The following is a 17264-nucleotide window of genomic DNA, read 5'->3' as shown; positions in this document are numbered from 1 at the left end:
TACATATTTATTGCGACTCAATTCCGATTCTTTCTTCTATGGCCGGGTCTTTGAGATCAACCACATCTTCATACGGCACATTCAATTCTTCTATTTGCTGATTAGCCACTTTTGCATATTCCTCCTTAACAAAGCCAGTAATATCTTCTATTTTGCTGATCCACTCTGTACAAAATTTCTTTAGGGTTTCTCCTTTCATCCCAATTTGGATTGCCTTCCTTTCCAGTTTATTGCCATAAGGATCATGATCCGGATCCCACTGGAGTCTTACATCGGTTTTAGCAAGTTCTTTCTTCCAGTCTTGTTCTGTTACAAATAGACGGCCGTCAAATGATGATATTGTCGCCTGTTGTAATATCATTTTGAAACAGGACATAGGAAAGGTAATTGCTAAAATATGCTGCTGATCCTCTTTTGACGCCCAACCTGCCCGATACATCATCCATAAGAAGCCTGGCTTTATCCATGACATCCGGTTGAAACTGTAATGGTCTCCACCAAATTTTTGTTTACTAACAGCATAATTTGCAATCTGCGGTTTAAAAGCTTGGTACACTATAATAGAATTAGTATCGTGACTACCAATTACCTGTCGCCCTTTTTCAGGCAACCTTTTCTTCTGCTTTATGTATTTTTCTGTTTTCATGTATTATCTTTCTTATTTCTCTCAATGAATACTCTTTAATTATTTTTCCATCCTTAAACACCGTCTTCAATTCGTTGTTTTTTTCCTCGTCCCAGCTTACTTTATCATGTAGTATGTAACTGCCATTTTCTTTTTTTACCTGCAACAATCCTGTCGCCGATTTTTTTGTACCATCATCCGTTACAGGATTTTTGAATATCTCCCGGCCCTCGCCATTCACTTCCACATATGTCGCTTTCATTGCCAGCCCAAAAGTATCTCTTGTATTATACTGGTAGGTATAGCTCCCTATGCCAAAAACAACCTGGCTGGCAAATCCCTTACGTTTCAATCCTTCACAAATCGCTTCTGCCCGTTGTAAGTTGATGCTATCTCCGTAAATAGCTCCAATATGACTATCCAATAGTTTATATCCCTTGTCAGTAATCGTTCCACCAAAAACATCCCACAACAATTCTACCACTCCTTTTCGTTCCGCTTCAGTTTTCCCTTCAGCATCTCCACAGATGATTTTAACCGGATCACCGCTGTCGGGACGGATAACCACCTTACCCTCTCTATGCTGAATGATATTTTTTAAAGCGACAAGATATTCAGTGCACACTTTCCACAAGTCCCATGTATCGCTGACAATACTGACAATGCCTGTCGGATAAATTTCCGTGATCAGTCGCCGGAATGTTTGCAATTCTCCTTCTTTATTGCCGCTGCACATTACACTATGTTCTGTTGCTGCTACACTCCCTCCGATCAGTTCCTTATCAGCATCAGCACCGTAATATTCTTCTAATGCATCAATGGCAGGAATGGTATCCGTACCGGTAAATGATAGTAAATGACCCATGCCGCTGAGAATAGCAGATTCAAGGCTGCTCATCCCCCGAAAACTAAAATCATGTCCCTGCCATTGGACAAAGTCAGCAGGCACTCCTGTCTCATCAGCATACCGATCCAATAACTTTCTATATTCATAAGCGAGGGTTGCGCTGGTACAGGTTTGCCATATCGTCGCTGACAAAATCGTTTCGAGAAAATTGGTCAGCCAGTAAAACTCACGTTTAGTATTAACAATCGTCAGGCAAGGCACTCTCATCGGCACTTTACTTCCTTCCGGCAATGCTTTTATTTCTACCGGCAAATAACCCAGGTCATGCAATTGCCCAATATGGTCATAGCTGGGTAGATGAGTCCCCAAAGAAGTAACAATTCTCCTTTTATAATCCGGGAGTACTTTTGCCTTTGGCTGATCAAAGAAATTTTCCTGGAAATAATTTATCAAATACTCTTTAATAAAATATTGCAGCCCGAAAAAGATCATTTCATCAATATCGTCAAAGCGACTTTTTCTTGGGGTAAGGTTACTATACACTAATGTGGTGTTGGCAGGATATTGAAATATATGTCCTACTTTATAATAGTCGGTCAAAAGGAAGGGATTTGTTTTCATAACTTAAATATTTTATAAATTAATATTCTCCAGGAGAACTTGCATATTGTCATATAATGGAATCCCGTATCTATCACATAAGATATGCACATTACCACCCCGCCAATAGTCTTTCGGACAACAAACCATTAACTTATTCGATTGTGCGTATAATCCAAACTCCAATAAGGTAATGGGTGATTGTGAGCCGGGAAGAAAATTTAATATAATAATATCTGCCATCTCCATTGCATCCAATTCCCAGTTTACCTGTTGCGAAAACTGCGGATTCTCTGCTTCCTGCTTCCAGTCATCGTCCCAATCATCTCGCCTGGGATTAAAAATGGTGCAGGTCTTATCATGGAAAAATTGAATAACTGTTTCCTGCCAGTTTACCGACGCACCCATTTCGATAGTGCCCCCAAGAAAAATCTTCTTTCCTTCTGTTTTGTTGATTTGCTGAGGTGCTTTATAAATGATCATAATCTATGCTTATAGTTTTTACTTTTTCCCCATTATAAATCCTGCAAAAGCTATCACTGGTTATAATCTCATCGAATTGGTCTGTGAGTGCCGCAAAGCCTTTGGAAAATATGCCGTGCGTCACTATTAAAGTAAGATGAGCAGGTTTGATCTGGCTTGCAATTGCCAGGAAGGTAGCTCCACCGTCACATATATCATCAATGATGACACAATTCCTGTTGAAGCATTTCCCTGGCTCCTGTAGTTCCAATGAAATTTTACCAGTTGCCAGATCCCTGCTTTTTTTGCAATAGACTATTTCTGTGAGATTACTGTTCCAGGTAAAATATTCATCCGTTTTTTTGGCTGCCCCTGCATCCGGACAAATCAATACAGCATCCTGTAGTTTGTATTGCTCCACCATTTTCCTGTTCTTAATATTCGCTGCGTTCCTGATCAACCGGATGGCAACTTCTGAATGAACATCCCACAGCCATACTTTTTCAAAACCGCAACTGTTTATAAGCCCAGCCACCACCTCCAGGTCAAAACTATCACCCGGCAACATCAGGCGATCATACCTGGCAGCCATCAGGTAAGGAATAACCAACGTTGTTTTTTTTGCATGCAGGTTATCCAGCGCATTCGCCGTTTGCAGCAGGTGCATCATCCTTAAACTATCGGTAATCGAACAAATTACTTTTACTTCCTCACCTGCCCCAATTCCGTGGATATTTATATGCGGTTGGTTGTCCGGAAATAAGGTAAACTGTATCCCTTCACCGGTATTCAGATTAATGATCTTCATTTTGCTTAATTATTACGCAAATATTGATAAAAGAATTGAGACCAGCAAATTTTGCTTCAATTTAAAGCAAAATAAATCTGCTGTTCCTGTGTTACGTGATTAATGGGACAAGAAATCTAGTCCAGAACGAGGCACTCTAAATTTCAAAATGAAAACCTTCTTTCAGGAGTTCTTTGTATCGCTTTTGATTGAACTGGTACATTTTGCTGGGACGCCCCTTCCCTTCCGATTTGGACAGCTCGCCTGTTTCTTCCAAAAAACCAAAGGAAAGTATTTTTTTACTGAAGTTGCGCCGGTTGATATCCCGGTCTAACAGGGCCATATATAATTTCTCCAGGTCAGAAAAAGGGAATTTCTTATCTAGTAATTCAAAACCGATAGGCTGATAGCGAACTTTTGAACGAAGTCTTTCGATTGCTACCGCTAATATCTGCTTATGATCAAATGCCAGTGCAGGCAATTTTTTTATACTGAACCATTTTGCATTTTCAGCATCTGTGCTGGCCTTTAACTCCTGGTATTGGCTTGTTTTTACTAGGCCAAAATACGCAATTGCAATAATCCGTTGCCGCGGATCACGATGAGGAGCGCCAAAGCTGTAAAGCTGTTCCAGGTAATTTACTTCAATACCTGTTTCTTCCGACAACTCTCTTCTCACAGCCTCCTCTAAAGATTCTTCGGTCTGTACAAAACCTCCCGGTATTGCCCATTCATTTTTAAACGGCTCATATTTCCGCTGTACCAACAACACCGATACTCCATCGTTTTTTGAATATCCAAAAACAATAGCATCAACAGCAACTTTTATAATGGATGACTTATTTTGCATATAATTAAAGCAAAATTACATGTATTTGTTAATTCCAGGCAGGCATCATCTCATCACACAGTTCCAGTTTAACTACTTATCGTCTGTTATTAAGAATGGCCTTTCCGCAGTCCGGGATGTTTATGGCGCTGCACTAAATATTGATAAACCCATAGAAGCAATTATTTTTCCGGTCACTTCAGCTAATCATTCCAATACCCGTCGTAACCCCCTACCCTTTTATCTCCGGGCTATTGCGATTGAAGCCATGGCTGACGAACTGCCGGTTCCTGTATACATCTACGGTATTGATGATGTCGGTTCTCTTTCCAATTTTGCGACATATACCTTAAAACGTATCCGGCATGAAAGTGATGGACAGTTTAGCTGCACACCTAAAAATACAATTGTTATCTGCTCCACACCCGTATTCAAATTATACGATGAACTTGGCTTTAGCGTTCTCCCTGCTGAATTAAAAGATATTGAACCCTGGCAGCATCATACAGAAATGCCATGGGATCTTGTTGAGTTGATCTCCAAAGCCGATAACTGGCAGCAAAATGAATTCTTGAAAAATAAAATACACAGATCCTCCTGGAATGTCTGGCAGAAATATCATTTAGGTGAGAGAGTGAAACTGTTATTCAGTGATGAGATGATCAGCAGCGATGGTGACCTCACGGAAACGCGGGATTATAATGCCTATGTCAGGCAAATGGATGAAATAGCGACACTCAAGTATGACGAAACGGCCACCTTTATTCAGCCGGGACGTATTGGCGATATTGGTTGCGCAGTTGGTAGCTGGATCAAACTGGCCGCAACTGGTTACCGATTCCGGGAAAGCGATTTTTATGGTATTGAAGTGAGCCGTCATCTTTTTGAAATATGTCGTCAGCGAAAAGAGAACGGCGAGTTTAGGAATCCATTTGTTTTCTTTTCGCAAAAGAATGCGGTGACCGGCTTGGTGTTTGAGAAAAACTCGATGAATACCATTCATACATCTTCACTTACCCATGAGATAGAGTCCTACGGCAGCCGCAACGACCTTCTGCAATTTATTAAAAACAGGTACGACGAATTGGCGCCCGGTGGGGTATGGATCAATAGGGATGTGGTAGGGCCTTTTGTAAAAGACCAGGATGTACTGCTTTTATTAAATGCGACGGATGGAAAGAACGATGATCCGCATGCAGACTTTGCTAATCGCCAGCACCTGGCTGAACATCTGCAATCCTTATCCACCAGGGCCCGGTTTTTCCGCTTTGCAAAAGACTTCCGTGCAGCAGAAGGCTATCAATTGATCTACCGGGAGATCAATATTGAAGATGTTAGCTATATCCAATTAACACTTCGTGATGCGGCCGAGTTCCTTAGCCGGAAAGATTATACAGACAACTGGCAAAGTGAAATGCATGAAACATTTTGCTTCTGGGATTTTGAAGAATGGCAGGCGCATTTGAAAGAGGCAGGATTTTCAATTCACCCTTCATCGAAGGCATACACCAACCAGTGGATAGTCGCAAACAGGCTTGCCGGCAAGGCTGAGTTATTTACACTTAAAAATGGAAGGCCTGAAAAAATAGATTATCCTGTCAGTCATGTGCTATTGGTAGCAGTGAAAGAATAAATAAAGTATAAGCCTGATCCAGTCTGACTTTATCAGATTGAGATTTATAATTTTATACGGTTATAGTATCATAGATATTTCATATAGTGACCCCTCTTGTCTTGCAGGCACATGCCAGGGCTAAGACGGAAGGAGTCAGTTTCGAGGGATTTGCTGTGTGCCTAAGCCGCCACATGGTAAACAGACATACGCTAAGCCAGCCGGTGTGCATTGTGATTTTGCCTCATCCGCTTCATGCATAACAACCAACTTTAACAAGCTTGCAACAAAACCGGGAAAATAAAATGTGCCCAACACAGTTTTATCGCATGCATTGCCGGTTCCACGACCTTGATGCCGGTCAATCCCGCACAGTTGCGGTTCACTAACGTTGATCAACAAGCCACAAGATGAATAGAATAAAAATCCACGGCCTGCTGCTGTTGGCAGGCATCCTAATCGTACTCCGCCTGCCGGCTCAAACCGCCGACAGCCTGTTCAATAATCCCGTCATAAAAGATTCGGCTTTATTGAATCTTTCCATCCGGGTAAATGAAAAAAGAAAACCCTTTCCTGTAAAGCAATTGGTTGCTCCTACGCTAATGGTGATGTACGGTCTCGGCGGCCTGGAGAGCAAAGGCATTCAAAAGGTCAATACCGAGTTGAAAGATGAAGTGTATTTCGCCAACACCAAAAAAGTCAAAATTGACAATTACCTGATCTTCGCTCCTGCTGCCACGGTGTATGGATTAAACGCCCTTGGCATAAAAGGCAAGCATAATTTTCGTGATCGCAGCATTATCTATCTCATGTCCAACCTGCTGATGAGCGGGATTGTTTTCTCGGTAAAAGAGATCTCTCACGAATGGCGGCCCGATGGTTCCAATCACTTTTCCTTTCCCAGTGGGCATACCGCTGCAGCCTTCGTCAGCGCCGAATTTTTAAGGCAGGAATACAAGGATGTGTCGCCCTGGTACGGCGTTGCCGGCTATGCTATGGCCACTGCTACCGGCTATTTGCGTATGCATAACAACAAGCATTGGTTCAGCGATGTGGTTGCCGGCGCCGGTATCGGTATTGCTTCCACCCAACTCGCTTACTGGCTCTATCCAAAAATTCAAAACAAATTATTCAGCAACAAACCCATGAAGACGATCGTTATGCCGGGATATCAGAATGGAACGATTGGGCTGGGGTTGGTACATAGGTTTTAGCACACCTTAGCATTGCCGGCATCAGAAGGCTTAACCGGCGATATAAGCTAGCAATGATCCTGGTGAGTGGATTGCCGATAAAGAAATAAAAAACTTTTGCTGCATATGGCTAAAAAAAATCGTGGCCGGGACATTTGAGATATCCTTCGGGTTGCGGAGGCATGATCCATTTCTCAAATGGTATTTCTTTTTTATTTTCCTTGCATATTTCGTTCACTTTTTGAGATGGATAAACAACAGGAAGCGCCGGTATTTTTATTGCTGGCAGGACACTCTTTTTACGTATTGTTTTATGAGGTAAGACTTTTATATCCGCGGCATACTCAGTCATAGGTAAGAGCTGGAGCTAATGCAGTGAATAAAATTTATTTCTTCAGAAAGTTACTTGTTTAATTATTAATTGCAATTGAAGTGGATCTTAAGTTTAGAGAAATTTTCGACTATTATGTTATTCCACTTATACATTTTAATTAATTACCCCTATCATCATAAATATTTTTTCTCTTTACTATCAGGTATCGTTAAACTATAAAAACCGATCCGATACTCACACCGCGTACAATATATTTTTTGTAGCACGATCTGCTTTGAATAAAATATTGGACGAACCGGTCTCACACAACGACAAACAAACAACAGCTCAATAGCATCTCTATTGACAAACGAAAGGTCAAAAAAGTCCGCTTCTTTTCTGAAAAATACCAGGCTAGACTGAATGAAGATTGACGAAATCTTAACCTTTTCTTTTTTGTAAAGGCATGGTGATCGTCAGCGAAAATCCTTTACCAGGTGTAGTTTTTATATCCGCTTTTCCGTTGAAGACACTAAGACGACCAATGATGTTTTTTAACCCGATGCCTTTTGTTTTTTTGTCTGCTTCCATGCCTATTCCATCGTCAGTGATGGTCATGCTGAAAAAGTCCTCAGCCGTAATGAGGGTGATGGTTACCTCCCTTGCCTGGGCATATTTAATGATATTGGTAGATTGCTCTTGTGCTATGCGGTAAATAGCCAGTTTTTGCTGTTCATCCAAAAAGGCTTCATCGAATTGGGTAATATCTATATGCACATCAAGTCCCGGAACCTCCAGCATTTTTGCTGCGAGTTCGGTTATCTGTTCCGCAAGATTGGTATGATCGAAATCAGGTGCCACCAGTGAATGGGCCAGTTTCCTGTTTTCATCAATAGCCTGCTGCAGGCTGGTCATACAAGTACTGACAAGCTCCCGGTTTTTCACCGGGTCCTCCTTAATTATGGATAAAAACAATTTAGTGCCAACCAGTATCTGGTTCACATTATCATGCAATTCCTGGCCAATCAGTGTTCTTTCCTTTTCCTGCGCATGTAACGCTATAGCAGTCATCCTCAACTGTTCTTCCCGTTGCCGTTTAAAAAGTTTTTCTTCCAGCTTCTTTTTCTCCGTTATATCCGTTCTGATAGACAAATATTGGTAAGGCTTGCCCTTCTCATTCAGAAAGGGAACGATGGTAGCATCCACCCAATAGAAAGTTCCATCCTTTGCTTTGTTACGAAACTCACCCCGCCATATCTTTCCACTGGCGATAGTAACCCATAAATTCCTGATATAAGATGGGGAATGAAAACCTGAATTGATGATGCGGTGATCCTGTCCAATAAGTTCCCTTGCATCATATTGTGATATCTTACAAAAATTTTCGTTCGCATACAGGATGATTCCCTTCTGATCCGTAATGGCCACGATGGCTGACTGGTCCAGTGCGTACTTATAATCGGTTATTTCTTTCAGCGCCCTGCGTTGTGCAAGCGACGACTCTATCGCAGCCGGCAGTCTTTTCATCCTGTCTTTTAAAATATAATCATCCGCTCCCTGCTTGATCATTTCCGTCGCATACTCTTCGGATACGGTTCCCGTTACCAATATAAAAGGAACATGCTGGAACCGCCGGCGGGTTATTTGCAAAGCTTCAGCGGAATTGAACTGGGGCATAGAATTATCAGATAGTATAACATCGGGACCAAACTCATCCAGGCATTGTAAAAAATCTTTTTTATTCATCGCTAGCCGGAACTCGCAAGTTAGTTTCTCCCTGGTCAGCAACCTTTTTATCAATTCTGCGTCATCGCTGTTGTCTTCGAGGAGTAATATCTTTAATGCTGGTTTCATCTGTATATTTTTTATTTTCTTGTTGGCCAGATGTTACTTACCATGATAATCCGCCGCGGCGGACCTCTGTGTGATAAAAATGAAAATTTTATCATGGACGTTTCATACGAATATTTTATGCAGGTAGTTGATTAAGCAATAGCCAATAAAAGCCCAGATTTTTGATAGCCGCAGCAAATCCTTCAAAGTTTACAGGTTTCACTATATAACTGTTGGCTCCGAGATCGTAGCACACCCTTATATCCGGATCCTCCTTGGATGAAGTAAGCATCACCACGGGTATTGCCCTGGTACGCGGATCAGCCTTTATCGCCTGCAATACTTCTATTCCATTTACTTTGGGCATTTGTATATCTAATAATATTACCCTGGGCAAATAATGCATTTCCTTGATGCCGGCATATTTGCCCGTTGCAAAAATGAAAGCCAGCGCTTCTTCTCCATCCTTTAGGTGAACAAGGTTATTAGCCATGTTGTGCTTTTTTAACTCGCGGATGGTCAGCTCTGCATCCGTACTATTATCTTCAACCAACAACACTTCAACTGAATCTGGATTCATATTTCTGATTTTTTAATTCATTATTCCTGTGGCAGGCTAAAATAAAAGCAGGCGCCTTTGTTCTCTTCGGCTTCTGCCCATACTTTACCGCCGTGTTTTGAAATTATCTTTTCTACGATGGCAAGTCCGACCCCGGTCCCTTCAAATTCTTCTGCCCGGTGCAGTCGCTGAAATACTTTAAATAATTTATTCTTGTACTTTTCATCAAAGCCTACCCCGTTATCCTTTATATAAAAAACGGCTTGTCCATCCAGGCTGGCAGGTCCTATTTCAATGACCGGCTCGTCTTTTTTGGCCGAATACTTAAAAGCATTCGAGACCAGGTTTACCCACACCTGCCGCATAGCATTGATATCTCCTTTCATATCCGGCATCTCATGGACGATACATTGAATCGTTGACTTCTTATCTTCAGGCAGCAACTCCTGTATCACCTCCCTGACCATGTCTGTCGTAGCGATGTTCGTCTTTTTTATATCCTGTCTCCTGATGCGTGAGAAGGCAAGCAGGTCATCAATCAGGTGACCCATCTTCAATGCATTTCCTTTAATGACAGTAAGGAGTCTCCTGCCTTCATCATCTAACTTATTGCCGTAGTCTTCCTCCAGCAGGGTACCAAACCCAATAACGCCCCTCAATGGCGCCCGCAGGTCATGCGAAATGGAATAAGAAAATGCTTCCAGCTCTTTGTTTACTGATTCCAGTTGTTCTGTACGATCTCGGACTTTCTCTTCGAGGTGTTGACTGAATTCCTGTAAGGCCTGGTTCTGATCCTGTATCTGGTCAAGCATGTTATTGAAGGCGTCGGTCAGTGAACCCAATTCATCGTTGCCTGTCTTTACCGCTCTTACGGAATAATCTTGCTGCCCGGAGACCATTTTCGCAGCTTCGGCCAAATGCAGAACCGGCTTTGAAATATTTTTCTGAAGTATCCTTGAAAGCACGTAAGACAACAGGAAGGACAGGAACCCCACCACACCGGCTATGATACCATAAAGCTGTAACCGATCATACATCTCACCCAGGTCGGACCTGAGATACAAGGTACCCAGGTGTCTTGTGTCCAGTATGACCGGCTGAAAACCTTCCAGGTGAGAGTGCGCAAACTGATAACCTCCTTTCCCCGGTTTCACTGGTAATGTATCCTCGCCGGGAGTAGCCCTATACTGTGAAAAAAGATTTCCTTCACTGTCATAAAGGGCCGCTGCTACGATATTAGGTTCCGTCTTCAATGCCGCCAGGATTTCTTTGGCGTCTTCCTGGTTGGCAAAAGCAAGTGCCGCCGTGCTATTGGCCGCAATAATTTTTCCGATGGTGGAAAGCTTTTCGGTTGTTGTTTTCCGGAATGCATAGAACTCATAAATAAAGAATGTGATGCAGGTGACAAACAATACCGTCCCGCTGATCAGAAACATGATTCTCATCAGCTTTTTTTGTATCGGCATATCTTTGAACAACCTCATCTTTTTACCGGGATTTAACAACCTCTACCAGCCTGAGCAATTTTGAACTCATGACCAGGCTGGCCATTTTAGTAGCTTCCAGGTTGACCTGTAATTTTATTTTATCCTGTTTTGTAAAAAACCTGATCATCCCTCCCTGCTGCATAAAATCAGGGGCGTCACTAACAGTCAAAATATTCCGATCTTTTACTTTCTCGATAATCTGTTCTCTTTTGTTGGTCTCAGTCACATTAATAAACAATACATGGCATGCTCCGATGTCCTCCATCGTATCGTAGTATCGTATAAGCAAGGCGCGGCCATTAATTTTTTCACCGTGTACTGTTTCTTCGAGGTAAGAGCCAAATGGGTTGGAGCCTACAATCCCGATAACCATGGGTGCCTGGTCGGAAGAAAATGAATTGGCAGGCCACTCCACAAATTGTGTAAAGTTGAAAAGAAAAACGGCTTTTAACTGGTACTCACGGGAAGGTTGTGTTGAAGCTGATATGATCAACAGGTTTATCAACAAAGGCACAGCCATGATCAACCGGGTGACCGGCGAATTGCTGACATACAATTTCCGCAACCGCGATATAATTTTTAAAATCGGCATAGGACCTTTCCGTATACGTTTCGTTCAATTTGTCGACGACGGGTTGTTGAAGCAATAAATTCAATGTGGCGCTTGTCCAGCAAATTTTGTCCTACCACACTTAGTTCGATCGCTTTGCTCAATTTCCAGCCGATTCGCAGGTCCAGGCCCGTATATCCCGGCACATGAGGTTTAGGTAGTTTGTCAATGTAACGGATTACAACTCCTGTTTCGATCCCACCCGGAAGATCCATGGTCGATTGAATGAGAAACTGGTGCCGTGGATCGTTACTTTCAGCTGACGCTTTGTTCAAGTCCTTGCTGCCGGCTTTTACTGACAAATCTTTTTTCAAAAAAGTATAGCCACCCCGCAGGCTCCACCAATCCGTCAGCTGGTATGTCGCTGATGCCTCAATCCCGTAACTTTTTCCTTTCACACCATTCCCAAGCGTGACGGGAAAGTTGGAGGGCGGAGGGCCGGGTTCAATACTTCGTATTTTATCATAAACATTATAGAAGGTTGCCAAAGAGAAAGAAAGATTCTCAAAGGGTTGCGACCGCCATCCCAGTTCATAAGCCATCAGGGTTTCCGATACGAAATTATCATTGGTAACTATTCTTGGAATGTTCGGAGCTGAATATATAAAGAATTCGCGGTCAATCCGGGCTGGTGTTCTAACGGCCCGTGATACTGCTGCCCAAATAGTTTGATTGCTTTCGGGAGTCCAGGTGAACCGGGCGTTGGGTTGATATTCAAACCCGGTATAGCTATTGTGTTCAATCTTTGAACCAATCGTCAATCGCAAAAAATTGCTGATAGTCATTTCGTCCTGCACGAATATATTATACAAATAAAGTTTTTTATGGGCCGGGAGAAAAGCTGCCAGTTCATGGTTGGTAAAGCTGTGATCCATGAAGCGGAAGCCCAGCCCGTAAGTCAATATATGTCGTTTACCCAGCGGGTACCGGTTCTGCCAATCTATATCAAATGTTTTCAGATCTTCCGTGAATTCACTTCCAAAATCACGGAAGGTATGATCATAATATACCTGGAGCTGAAGAGCTGCATTGGCTTTAAGGGCACGGTTCCATCGGGCCACGATATTGTCGCCGTTCGCGATAACGGCTGTGTCATTCGCATCCGGGTCAGGCCTGCCCGTATGCCAATTGACTTGTAGCGACAGTTTGTCCTTTTCAGACGCTTCCCAATCAAACCTCGAACCGGCTTTAAACATTGTCCATTCGTCGTTTGCTTTTACCCCATTCGTGTCAAGTACACTACCCATTTTAAACCCTGTTCCAAATACGCGGTAAAAAAGATTCTTGCCGATTTTTCCGCCGTAACGAAGGCTACCCAGGCCCGGAAGATTGCTGCCCGCAGCTGCCTCAGCAAAAAAACCTTTTGTATCTGCTGCGCTCTTTGTAATGATATTAATCACCCCATTCACCGCATTGGCCCCCCATAATGTTCCACCGGGCCCGCTGATTACTTCGATCCTGTCTACATCTTCCAACAGCAGATTTTGTACGTCCCAGAATACCCCGGCGTATAGCGGCGTATATATGGTACGACCGTCAATCAATACCAGTAATTTATTGGCCAGTACGTTGTTGAAACCCCGTGCACTGATGGCCCATTCACTGGAATTGACCTGTGCCACCTGCAAGTTGGGTGCCAGCCGCAATGCTTCCGCTAATGTTCTGGCGCCGGATGCACGAATATCTTTTTGGGTGATTACCTGGATGGCCGAAGCCACTTCTGTCAGTTTCTCGGGTCGTTTTGAAACCGACATCACTTCAATATCCATTAATTCTTCGAGGCTTAATTTTTTCAGGACACGAACTGATAACAAGCTATCGTTAACCTGGCCCCAACTTAACTGGGGCAGTAACGCCAGGACAACGTTCAACAGTACGGCCAAAAAGAACAGATGGCAGTGAGCCCGTCCCTTGTTTCCAGGATTCATATTATTGGGATCTGATGAATAGATGGATTAGATCTTACTGATACCAATAGAGCCGCAACCAATGTACAGGAGAACTAAGAAAGTCATCTCCCTGTAACTAAATGTACAAATTATCAGTACAAGTTAGAGATAATTATCTTTAAATCAGCCAGGTGTTAGTGTTTACACTTAAGAAAACATGTGCCTGTTGTAATCCCTAATTATTTTTAGGTGATCCGTGCTGATGAAGTGCTGCCTTCCGTACTCCTCATTTTTTTGTTATTCCATTCCGATAACTACATCTTCCCTTTTATCCAATGCAGGTACTGCTTGCACGCCAGTAATAAGTTTTAACTTGTATTATCCTGTATTATTTTAATCAATAATTATTCAATGGCTTTCTTAACTGAAGCACTATGCAATTGCTTTCTCAAATAAATATTGACCGTGACCAGGGGCCTGCAATGATACAGTTGTTGCAGGGCGACCTCAGCGCTATACCTGCCCGGCATGCTACCGATATACTGGTGATGGCTGCTTTTCCCGGTAATTATATTGCCTTAAAAGGAAGCCTGATTTATGCCTTACAGGAAAAAGGTTTGAGTGTGCAGGCACTGGCACCGGATAAAGAAACCGACCTCCGCAACCAGTTACATTGCTGGCTAAGCAAACCACTTTCAACCACCGATCAGCAGCAGTTCAATTTCAAACGGATACTTTGTTTTGAACCTGGTGAAAAAATAAAAGATCCGCGAACTTCGGTCAATGATATTTTTCGCTGCATCAACAACTTTGTTTTTGAAGACGACAATAACGTGGTGGCAATGCCGCTTATCGGCACAGGTTACCAGCAGGTTCCAGTTGACAAAATGTTACCGGCCTTATTAGATGCTGCTACTTTCTGGCTGCAAAGTGGTTTACCCCTGCAGTGTATTAAATTAGTTGTGCACAATGAGACTAAGGCTCAGGAGGCATTGACCATCTTCAACAAATTTGCAAACAGGTTAAATAAGGGAATCACAGAACAAACCCTTCCGCCAGCGGAAAAATTACCATCCCTGCCCTCTTCACCTCCAAAAGAAATCATCGGAGCAGGTGAAACGCTGTCACCTGAACCCATTAAACCACCAACAGCACCATCAACAAAAAAAACTTATGATTATTTTCTCAGCTATGCTCATGTGCATGCTAAAGAAATTCAGTTTTTCGTAGAACAGCTGAAAGCGAGAAACAACAAGCTTGCTATTTTTTATGATAAGGACAGCATTCCACCCGGCGGGCTCTGGATACAGCAAATTTCAGCGGCCATTCAGCGGGCTGATAAAGTGTTAGTCTTTCTTTCACCAGACTATGATAATTCAGCCGTGTGTTGGGATGAATTTCAGTGCGCCAAACTCATGGAGTATAACCGGAAAAAAAGTATCATCCAAACGGTGTACCTGTATGGACATAAAGAAACGGAACTACCTCCTATTATGGGTATTTACAGTTATATTGACTGCCGCGAAGGCAACACGGAAAAAATTCAACATTGTGTGCAGCAGTTGCTAACATAAGGATTCGATTATCTCAATATATCAAATTCCGCGTTTGACTGTTGGTTAGCTAATAGTGACAAATGAAAATGGGTTAGCTAAATAATCTCAGCTAATAGCACCGTAAAAAATTATTAGTATGAAAAAAATCTTCCTATTCCTTTTATTGAATTCAGTCAGCATAATTTTTCTATATGCCCAAAACGATAGCCCTACAGCTCAGCAGCGCAAAGCGATTAGTTTCTTAATTGATCAATATTCGAAAGCCAGGGAAGAAAGTGATACGGTATTATTGAAAACTATTTTAACGACAAACGTGGATCAACTGGTTTCTACCGGCGAATGGAGAAATGGTATCGGTATGGCTGTGCAGGGCATGCTGAAAAGCTCCACCAATAGCCCCGGAACAAGAACGCTGCAGATTGATAAAATACGAATGCTGAATCCAACGACTGCCATCGTTGATTGCAGATATGAAATACAAAATACAGACAGCACCATGCGAAGGATGTGGAGTACGTTCGTCGTTGTAACTGAAAAGAGCGGCTGGAAAATCAGTGCGATCAGGAATATGTTGCCAGCCAGTCAATAACTATAAAAGTCTTCTTACTTTTTTGTGGAAAAAAAACAAAAAAGCCACCCGAAAACGATTTACAACCCGTTTTCGGGAACGCCCTGGTTAAGCTGCTGTACTCCTTTGACTTCAGCTAAACAATTCTATTCCCTTACACTTGTATCGAAAAAATCTGAATCTTGAAAAACAGTGTCAACCTCAAGCACTCGTATTGGCCGGTGGAGATACTTCAACAACCACGGCGTATAATTTTCAGCGTACGCTGACAGGGCACAAATATTCGGAAGACGGCAATTGTAATAACGGATATTATTGTTGCCGCCTCAATGGCTTTTTCATTTTCCTCTCATGCCCGATTAAAAAGCCATAGGGTTTTAGTGGTTCGATATGATCGCACACGATCTTTACAATGCCGAGTAATGGAATAGCAAGGATCATCCCGGGTATGCCCCAAATCAATTCACCCAGCACCAGGATGATGATCGTAAACAACGGATTGATGTTTACCTCGGCGCCTACAACGAGTGGTTCCAGCAGGTAAGTTTGTAAAAATTGAACGATGGCATAGGTTAACAGAACGGCGAGAATCATGGCTGTACCCCCACCCTGTATGATCACCATGACGATGGCCAGCATGTTGCCGGTAAAGTTTCCGACAAACGGAACTATTTCCAGCAATCCACAAAGAATGGCAAAGAACACTGCATATTTCACACCTACAATAGAAAAGCCAATACTGTACATCACCCAAAGACAAAGGATCATCAGGCCGATACCAGTGAGGTATAGCTGTGTCACTTTTTGTATATCATGAAGGATCTGCTGTGCATTTTCTTGCTGCTGACCGGGTATCAATTGCAGGATAAATTTTTTGATCCTGCTGCGATAGTACATAAAAAGAAAAATGTACACCAGGCATAGGATAAAATCAACCAGCAGGCCCAACAACGCAGGTCCCATATTGGCTAACACTCCGTTGGCAACACTGTTTTGAGCCTGCTGCTGCAATAACTTTTCCTGCTGTTTTACCGGTATCCCAAAATGAGTGCTGATATATTGTTCCACCTCGTTCAGCATTTGTCGCAGCCTGTTTTGAATATTACTTACCTCACCGGTAAGATCGGTAACCTGCCAGCTTATTAACAGGGCAACGATGCTGATAATGCTGAGTAATACCAATATGCAAATCAGTATAGCAAGTCCTTTTGGAATATGTTTTCTTTCCAGCCAGCGGCTCAGTGGTAAGAACAACATAGCTAATAACGCACCAAAACAAAGGGGTATCAAAAAAGGCTTTGCAAAATAGACTCCTGCAACAACCAGGAAAACCAACAGTAAAAACAAAACAGCCCTGAACAGGGCGGAGGTTTGAAGCATTATGTAAATTAAAATAAAATCCATCAATCGTGCATGATGCCGGTCAGCCGGTGGTGTAACACCTGCCAAAGTTGAAAGACCTATTCTGAGACAGCAACACAGCTTGAGCAATCT

General features: G+C 42.6%; 16 protein-coding genes. 4 read left to right on the top strand and 12 right to left on the bottom strand.

The annotated features are described in order from the left end of the window. Positions 1-7: 7 nt before the first annotated feature. From P2W73_RS09505 to P2W73_RS09485, 5 genes are all read right to left on the bottom strand, one after another. Positions 8-646, bottom strand: coding sequence for a DUF4291 domain-containing protein (locus P2W73_RS09505; RefSeq protein ID WP_276501789.1), 639 nt, complete (start codon positions 644-646; stop codon positions 8-10). After that, complete coding sequence (locus P2W73_RS09500) at positions 603-2093, bottom strand: nicotinate phosphoribosyltransferase (protein WP_276501788.1); 1491 nt, start codon at positions 2091-2093, stop codon at positions 603-605. Before P2W73_RS09500 ends, P2W73_RS09505 begins: the two co-directional genes overlap by 44 nt. Before the next feature lie 12 nt (positions 2094-2105). After that, on the bottom strand, positions 2106-2555 hold the full coding sequence (locus tag P2W73_RS09495) for a nucleoside 2-deoxyribosyltransferase domain-containing protein (RefSeq protein WP_276501787.1): 450 nt from the start codon (positions 2553-2555) through the stop codon (positions 2106-2108). Then, complete coding sequence (locus P2W73_RS09490; RefSeq protein WP_276501786.1) at positions 2542-3342, bottom strand: ribose-phosphate pyrophosphokinase-like domain-containing protein; 801 nt, start codon at positions 3340-3342, stop codon at positions 2542-2544. Before P2W73_RS09490 ends, P2W73_RS09495 begins: the two co-directional genes overlap by 14 nt. Before the next feature lie 136 nt (positions 3343-3478). After that, complete coding sequence (locus P2W73_RS09485; RefSeq protein WP_276501785.1) at positions 3479-4171, bottom strand: NUDIX hydrolase; 693 nt, start codon at positions 4169-4171, stop codon at positions 3479-3481. 19 nt (positions 4172-4190) lie between these two features. On the opposite strand from P2W73_RS09485, the gene P2W73_RS09480 reads away from it, so the two are divergent. Together P2W73_RS09480 and P2W73_RS09475 are read left to right on the top strand one after the other, a co-directional pair. Then, positions 4191-5783: a class I SAM-dependent methyltransferase gene (locus P2W73_RS09480; protein ID WP_276501784.1), complete on the top strand. Its 1593-nt coding sequence runs from the start codon at positions 4191-4193 to the stop codon at positions 5781-5783. Between the two features lie 389 nt (positions 5784-6172). Continuing rightward, entirely contained in the window at positions 6173-6976 is an 804-nt protein-coding gene (locus P2W73_RS09475) for a phosphatase PAP2 family protein (protein WP_276501783.1), read from the top strand. Between the two features lie 109 nt (positions 6977-7085). Here P2W73_RS09475 and P2W73_RS09470 read toward each other — a convergent pair whose 3' ends face one another. The 6 genes from P2W73_RS09470 to P2W73_RS09445 form a co-directional block, all read right to left on the bottom strand. Further along, positions 7086-7307 carry a hypothetical protein gene (locus P2W73_RS09470; protein WP_276501782.1) on the bottom strand — a complete coding sequence of 74 codons (222 nt, stop codon included), beginning with the start codon at positions 7305-7307 and terminating at the stop codon, positions 7086-7088. Between the two features lie 402 nt (positions 7308-7709). Then, positions 7710-9122 (bottom strand): hybrid sensor histidine kinase/response regulator, encoded by a 1413-nt coding sequence (locus P2W73_RS09465; RefSeq protein ID WP_276501781.1) that lies wholly within the window; start codon positions 9120-9122, stop codon positions 7710-7712. A gap of 115 nt (positions 9123-9237) precedes the next feature. Further along, positions 9238-9681, bottom strand: coding sequence for a response regulator (locus tag P2W73_RS09460; RefSeq protein WP_276501780.1), 444 nt, complete (start codon positions 9679-9681; stop codon positions 9238-9240). Positions 9682-9701: 20 nt separating this feature from the next. Continuing rightward, entirely contained in the window at positions 9702-11126 is a 1425-nt protein-coding gene (locus tag P2W73_RS09455) for a sensor histidine kinase, YfiR-like protein-associated (RefSeq protein WP_500691730.1), read from the bottom strand. Positions 11127-11148: 22 nt separating this feature from the next. After that, entirely contained in the window at positions 11149-11712 is a 564-nt protein-coding gene (locus P2W73_RS09450; RefSeq protein WP_276501778.1) for a TOL_0243 family YfiR-like periplasmic protein, read from the bottom strand. A gap of 14 nt (positions 11713-11726) precedes the next feature. Beyond that, the gene (locus tag P2W73_RS09445; protein WP_276501777.1) at positions 11727-13685 is read right to left on the bottom strand and encodes a TOL_0244 family TonB-dependent receptor; all 1959 of its coding nucleotides are present in this window, start codon (positions 13683-13685) and stop codon (positions 11727-11729) included. Between the two features lie 395 nt (positions 13686-14080). Here P2W73_RS09445 and P2W73_RS09440 point away from each other — a divergent pair, with 395 nt between their 5' ends. Both P2W73_RS09440 and P2W73_RS09435 read left to right on the top strand, forming a co-directional pair. After that, complete coding sequence (locus P2W73_RS09440) at positions 14081-15220, top strand: toll/interleukin-1 receptor domain-containing protein (RefSeq protein WP_276501776.1); 1140 nt, start codon at positions 14081-14083, stop codon at positions 15218-15220. 118 nt (positions 15221-15338) lie between these two features. Continuing rightward, positions 15339-15791, top strand: coding sequence for a hypothetical protein (locus P2W73_RS09435; protein WP_276501775.1), 453 nt, complete (start codon positions 15339-15341; stop codon positions 15789-15791). A 291-nt stretch (positions 15792-16082) separates the two neighbouring features. Here P2W73_RS09435 and P2W73_RS09430 read toward each other — a convergent pair whose 3' ends face one another. Then, entirely contained in the window at positions 16083-17150 is a 1068-nt protein-coding gene (locus tag P2W73_RS09430) for an AI-2E family transporter (protein ID WP_276501774.1), read from the bottom strand. Between the last annotated feature and the right edge of the window lie 114 nt (positions 17151-17264).

The sequence above is a fragment of the Terrimonas pollutisoli genome, assembly GCF_029360765.1.
Taxonomy (GTDB): Bacteria; Bacteroidota; Bacteroidia; order Chitinophagales; family Chitinophagaceae; genus Terrimonas_B; species Terrimonas_B pollutisoli.
Note: the sequence above shows the minus strand (reverse complement) of the source record. Positions and strands in the feature narration are given on the sequence as shown.

Bases quoted from the DNA above. Each gene is read 5' to 3' on its own strand.
- P2W73_RS09460 (WP_276501780.1), bottom strand. From the start codon at position 9,681: ATGAATCCAGATTCAGTTGAAGTGTTGTTGGTTGAAGATAATAGTACG.
- P2W73_RS09465 (WP_276501781.1), bottom strand. From the start codon at position 9,122: ATGAAACCAGCATTAAAGATATTACTCCTCGAAGACAACAGCGATGAC.
- P2W73_RS09485 (WP_276501785.1), bottom strand. From the start codon at position 4,171: ATGCAAAATAAGTCATCCATTATAAAAGTTGCTGTTGATGCTATTGTT.
- P2W73_RS09470 (WP_276501782.1), bottom strand. From the start codon at position 7,307: ATGACTGAGTATGCCGCGGATATAAAAGTCTTACCTCATAAAACAATA.
- P2W73_RS09440 (WP_276501776.1), top strand. From the start codon at position 14,081: ATGCAATTGCTTTCTCAAATAAATATTGACCGTGACCAGGGGCCTGCA.
- P2W73_RS09490 (WP_276501786.1), bottom strand. From the start codon at position 3,342: ATGAAGATCATTAATCTGAATACCGGTGAAGGGATACAGTTTACCTTA.
- P2W73_RS09480 (WP_276501784.1), top strand. From the start codon at position 4,191: ATGTATTTGTTAATTCCAGGCAGGCATCATCTCATCACACAGTTCCAG.
- P2W73_RS09435 (WP_276501775.1), top strand. From the start codon at position 15,339: ATGAAAAAAATCTTCCTATTCCTTTTATTGAATTCAGTCAGCATAATT.
- P2W73_RS09500 (WP_276501788.1), bottom strand. From the start codon at position 2,093: ATGAAAACAAATCCCTTCCTTTTGACCGACTATTATAAAGTAGGACAT.
- P2W73_RS09445 (WP_276501777.1), bottom strand. From the start codon at position 13,685: ATGAATCCTGGAAACAAGGGACGGGCTCACTGCCATCTGTTCTTTTTG.
- P2W73_RS09475 (WP_276501783.1), top strand. From the start codon at position 6,173: ATGAATAGAATAAAAATCCACGGCCTGCTGCTGTTGGCAGGCATCCTA.
- P2W73_RS09430 (WP_276501774.1), bottom strand. From the start codon at position 17,150: ATGCTTCAAACCTCCGCCCTGTTCAGGGCTGTTTTGTTTTTACTGTTG.
- P2W73_RS09495 (WP_276501787.1), bottom strand. From the start codon at position 2,555: ATGATCATTTATAAAGCACCTCAGCAAATCAACAAAACAGAAGGAAAG.
- P2W73_RS09455 (WP_500691730.1), bottom strand. From the start codon at position 11,126: ATGCCGATACAAAAAAAGCTGATGAGAATCATGTTTCTGATCAGCGGG.
- P2W73_RS09505 (WP_276501789.1), bottom strand. From the start codon at position 646: ATGAAAACAGAAAAATACATAAAGCAGAAGAAAAGGTTGCCTGAAAAA.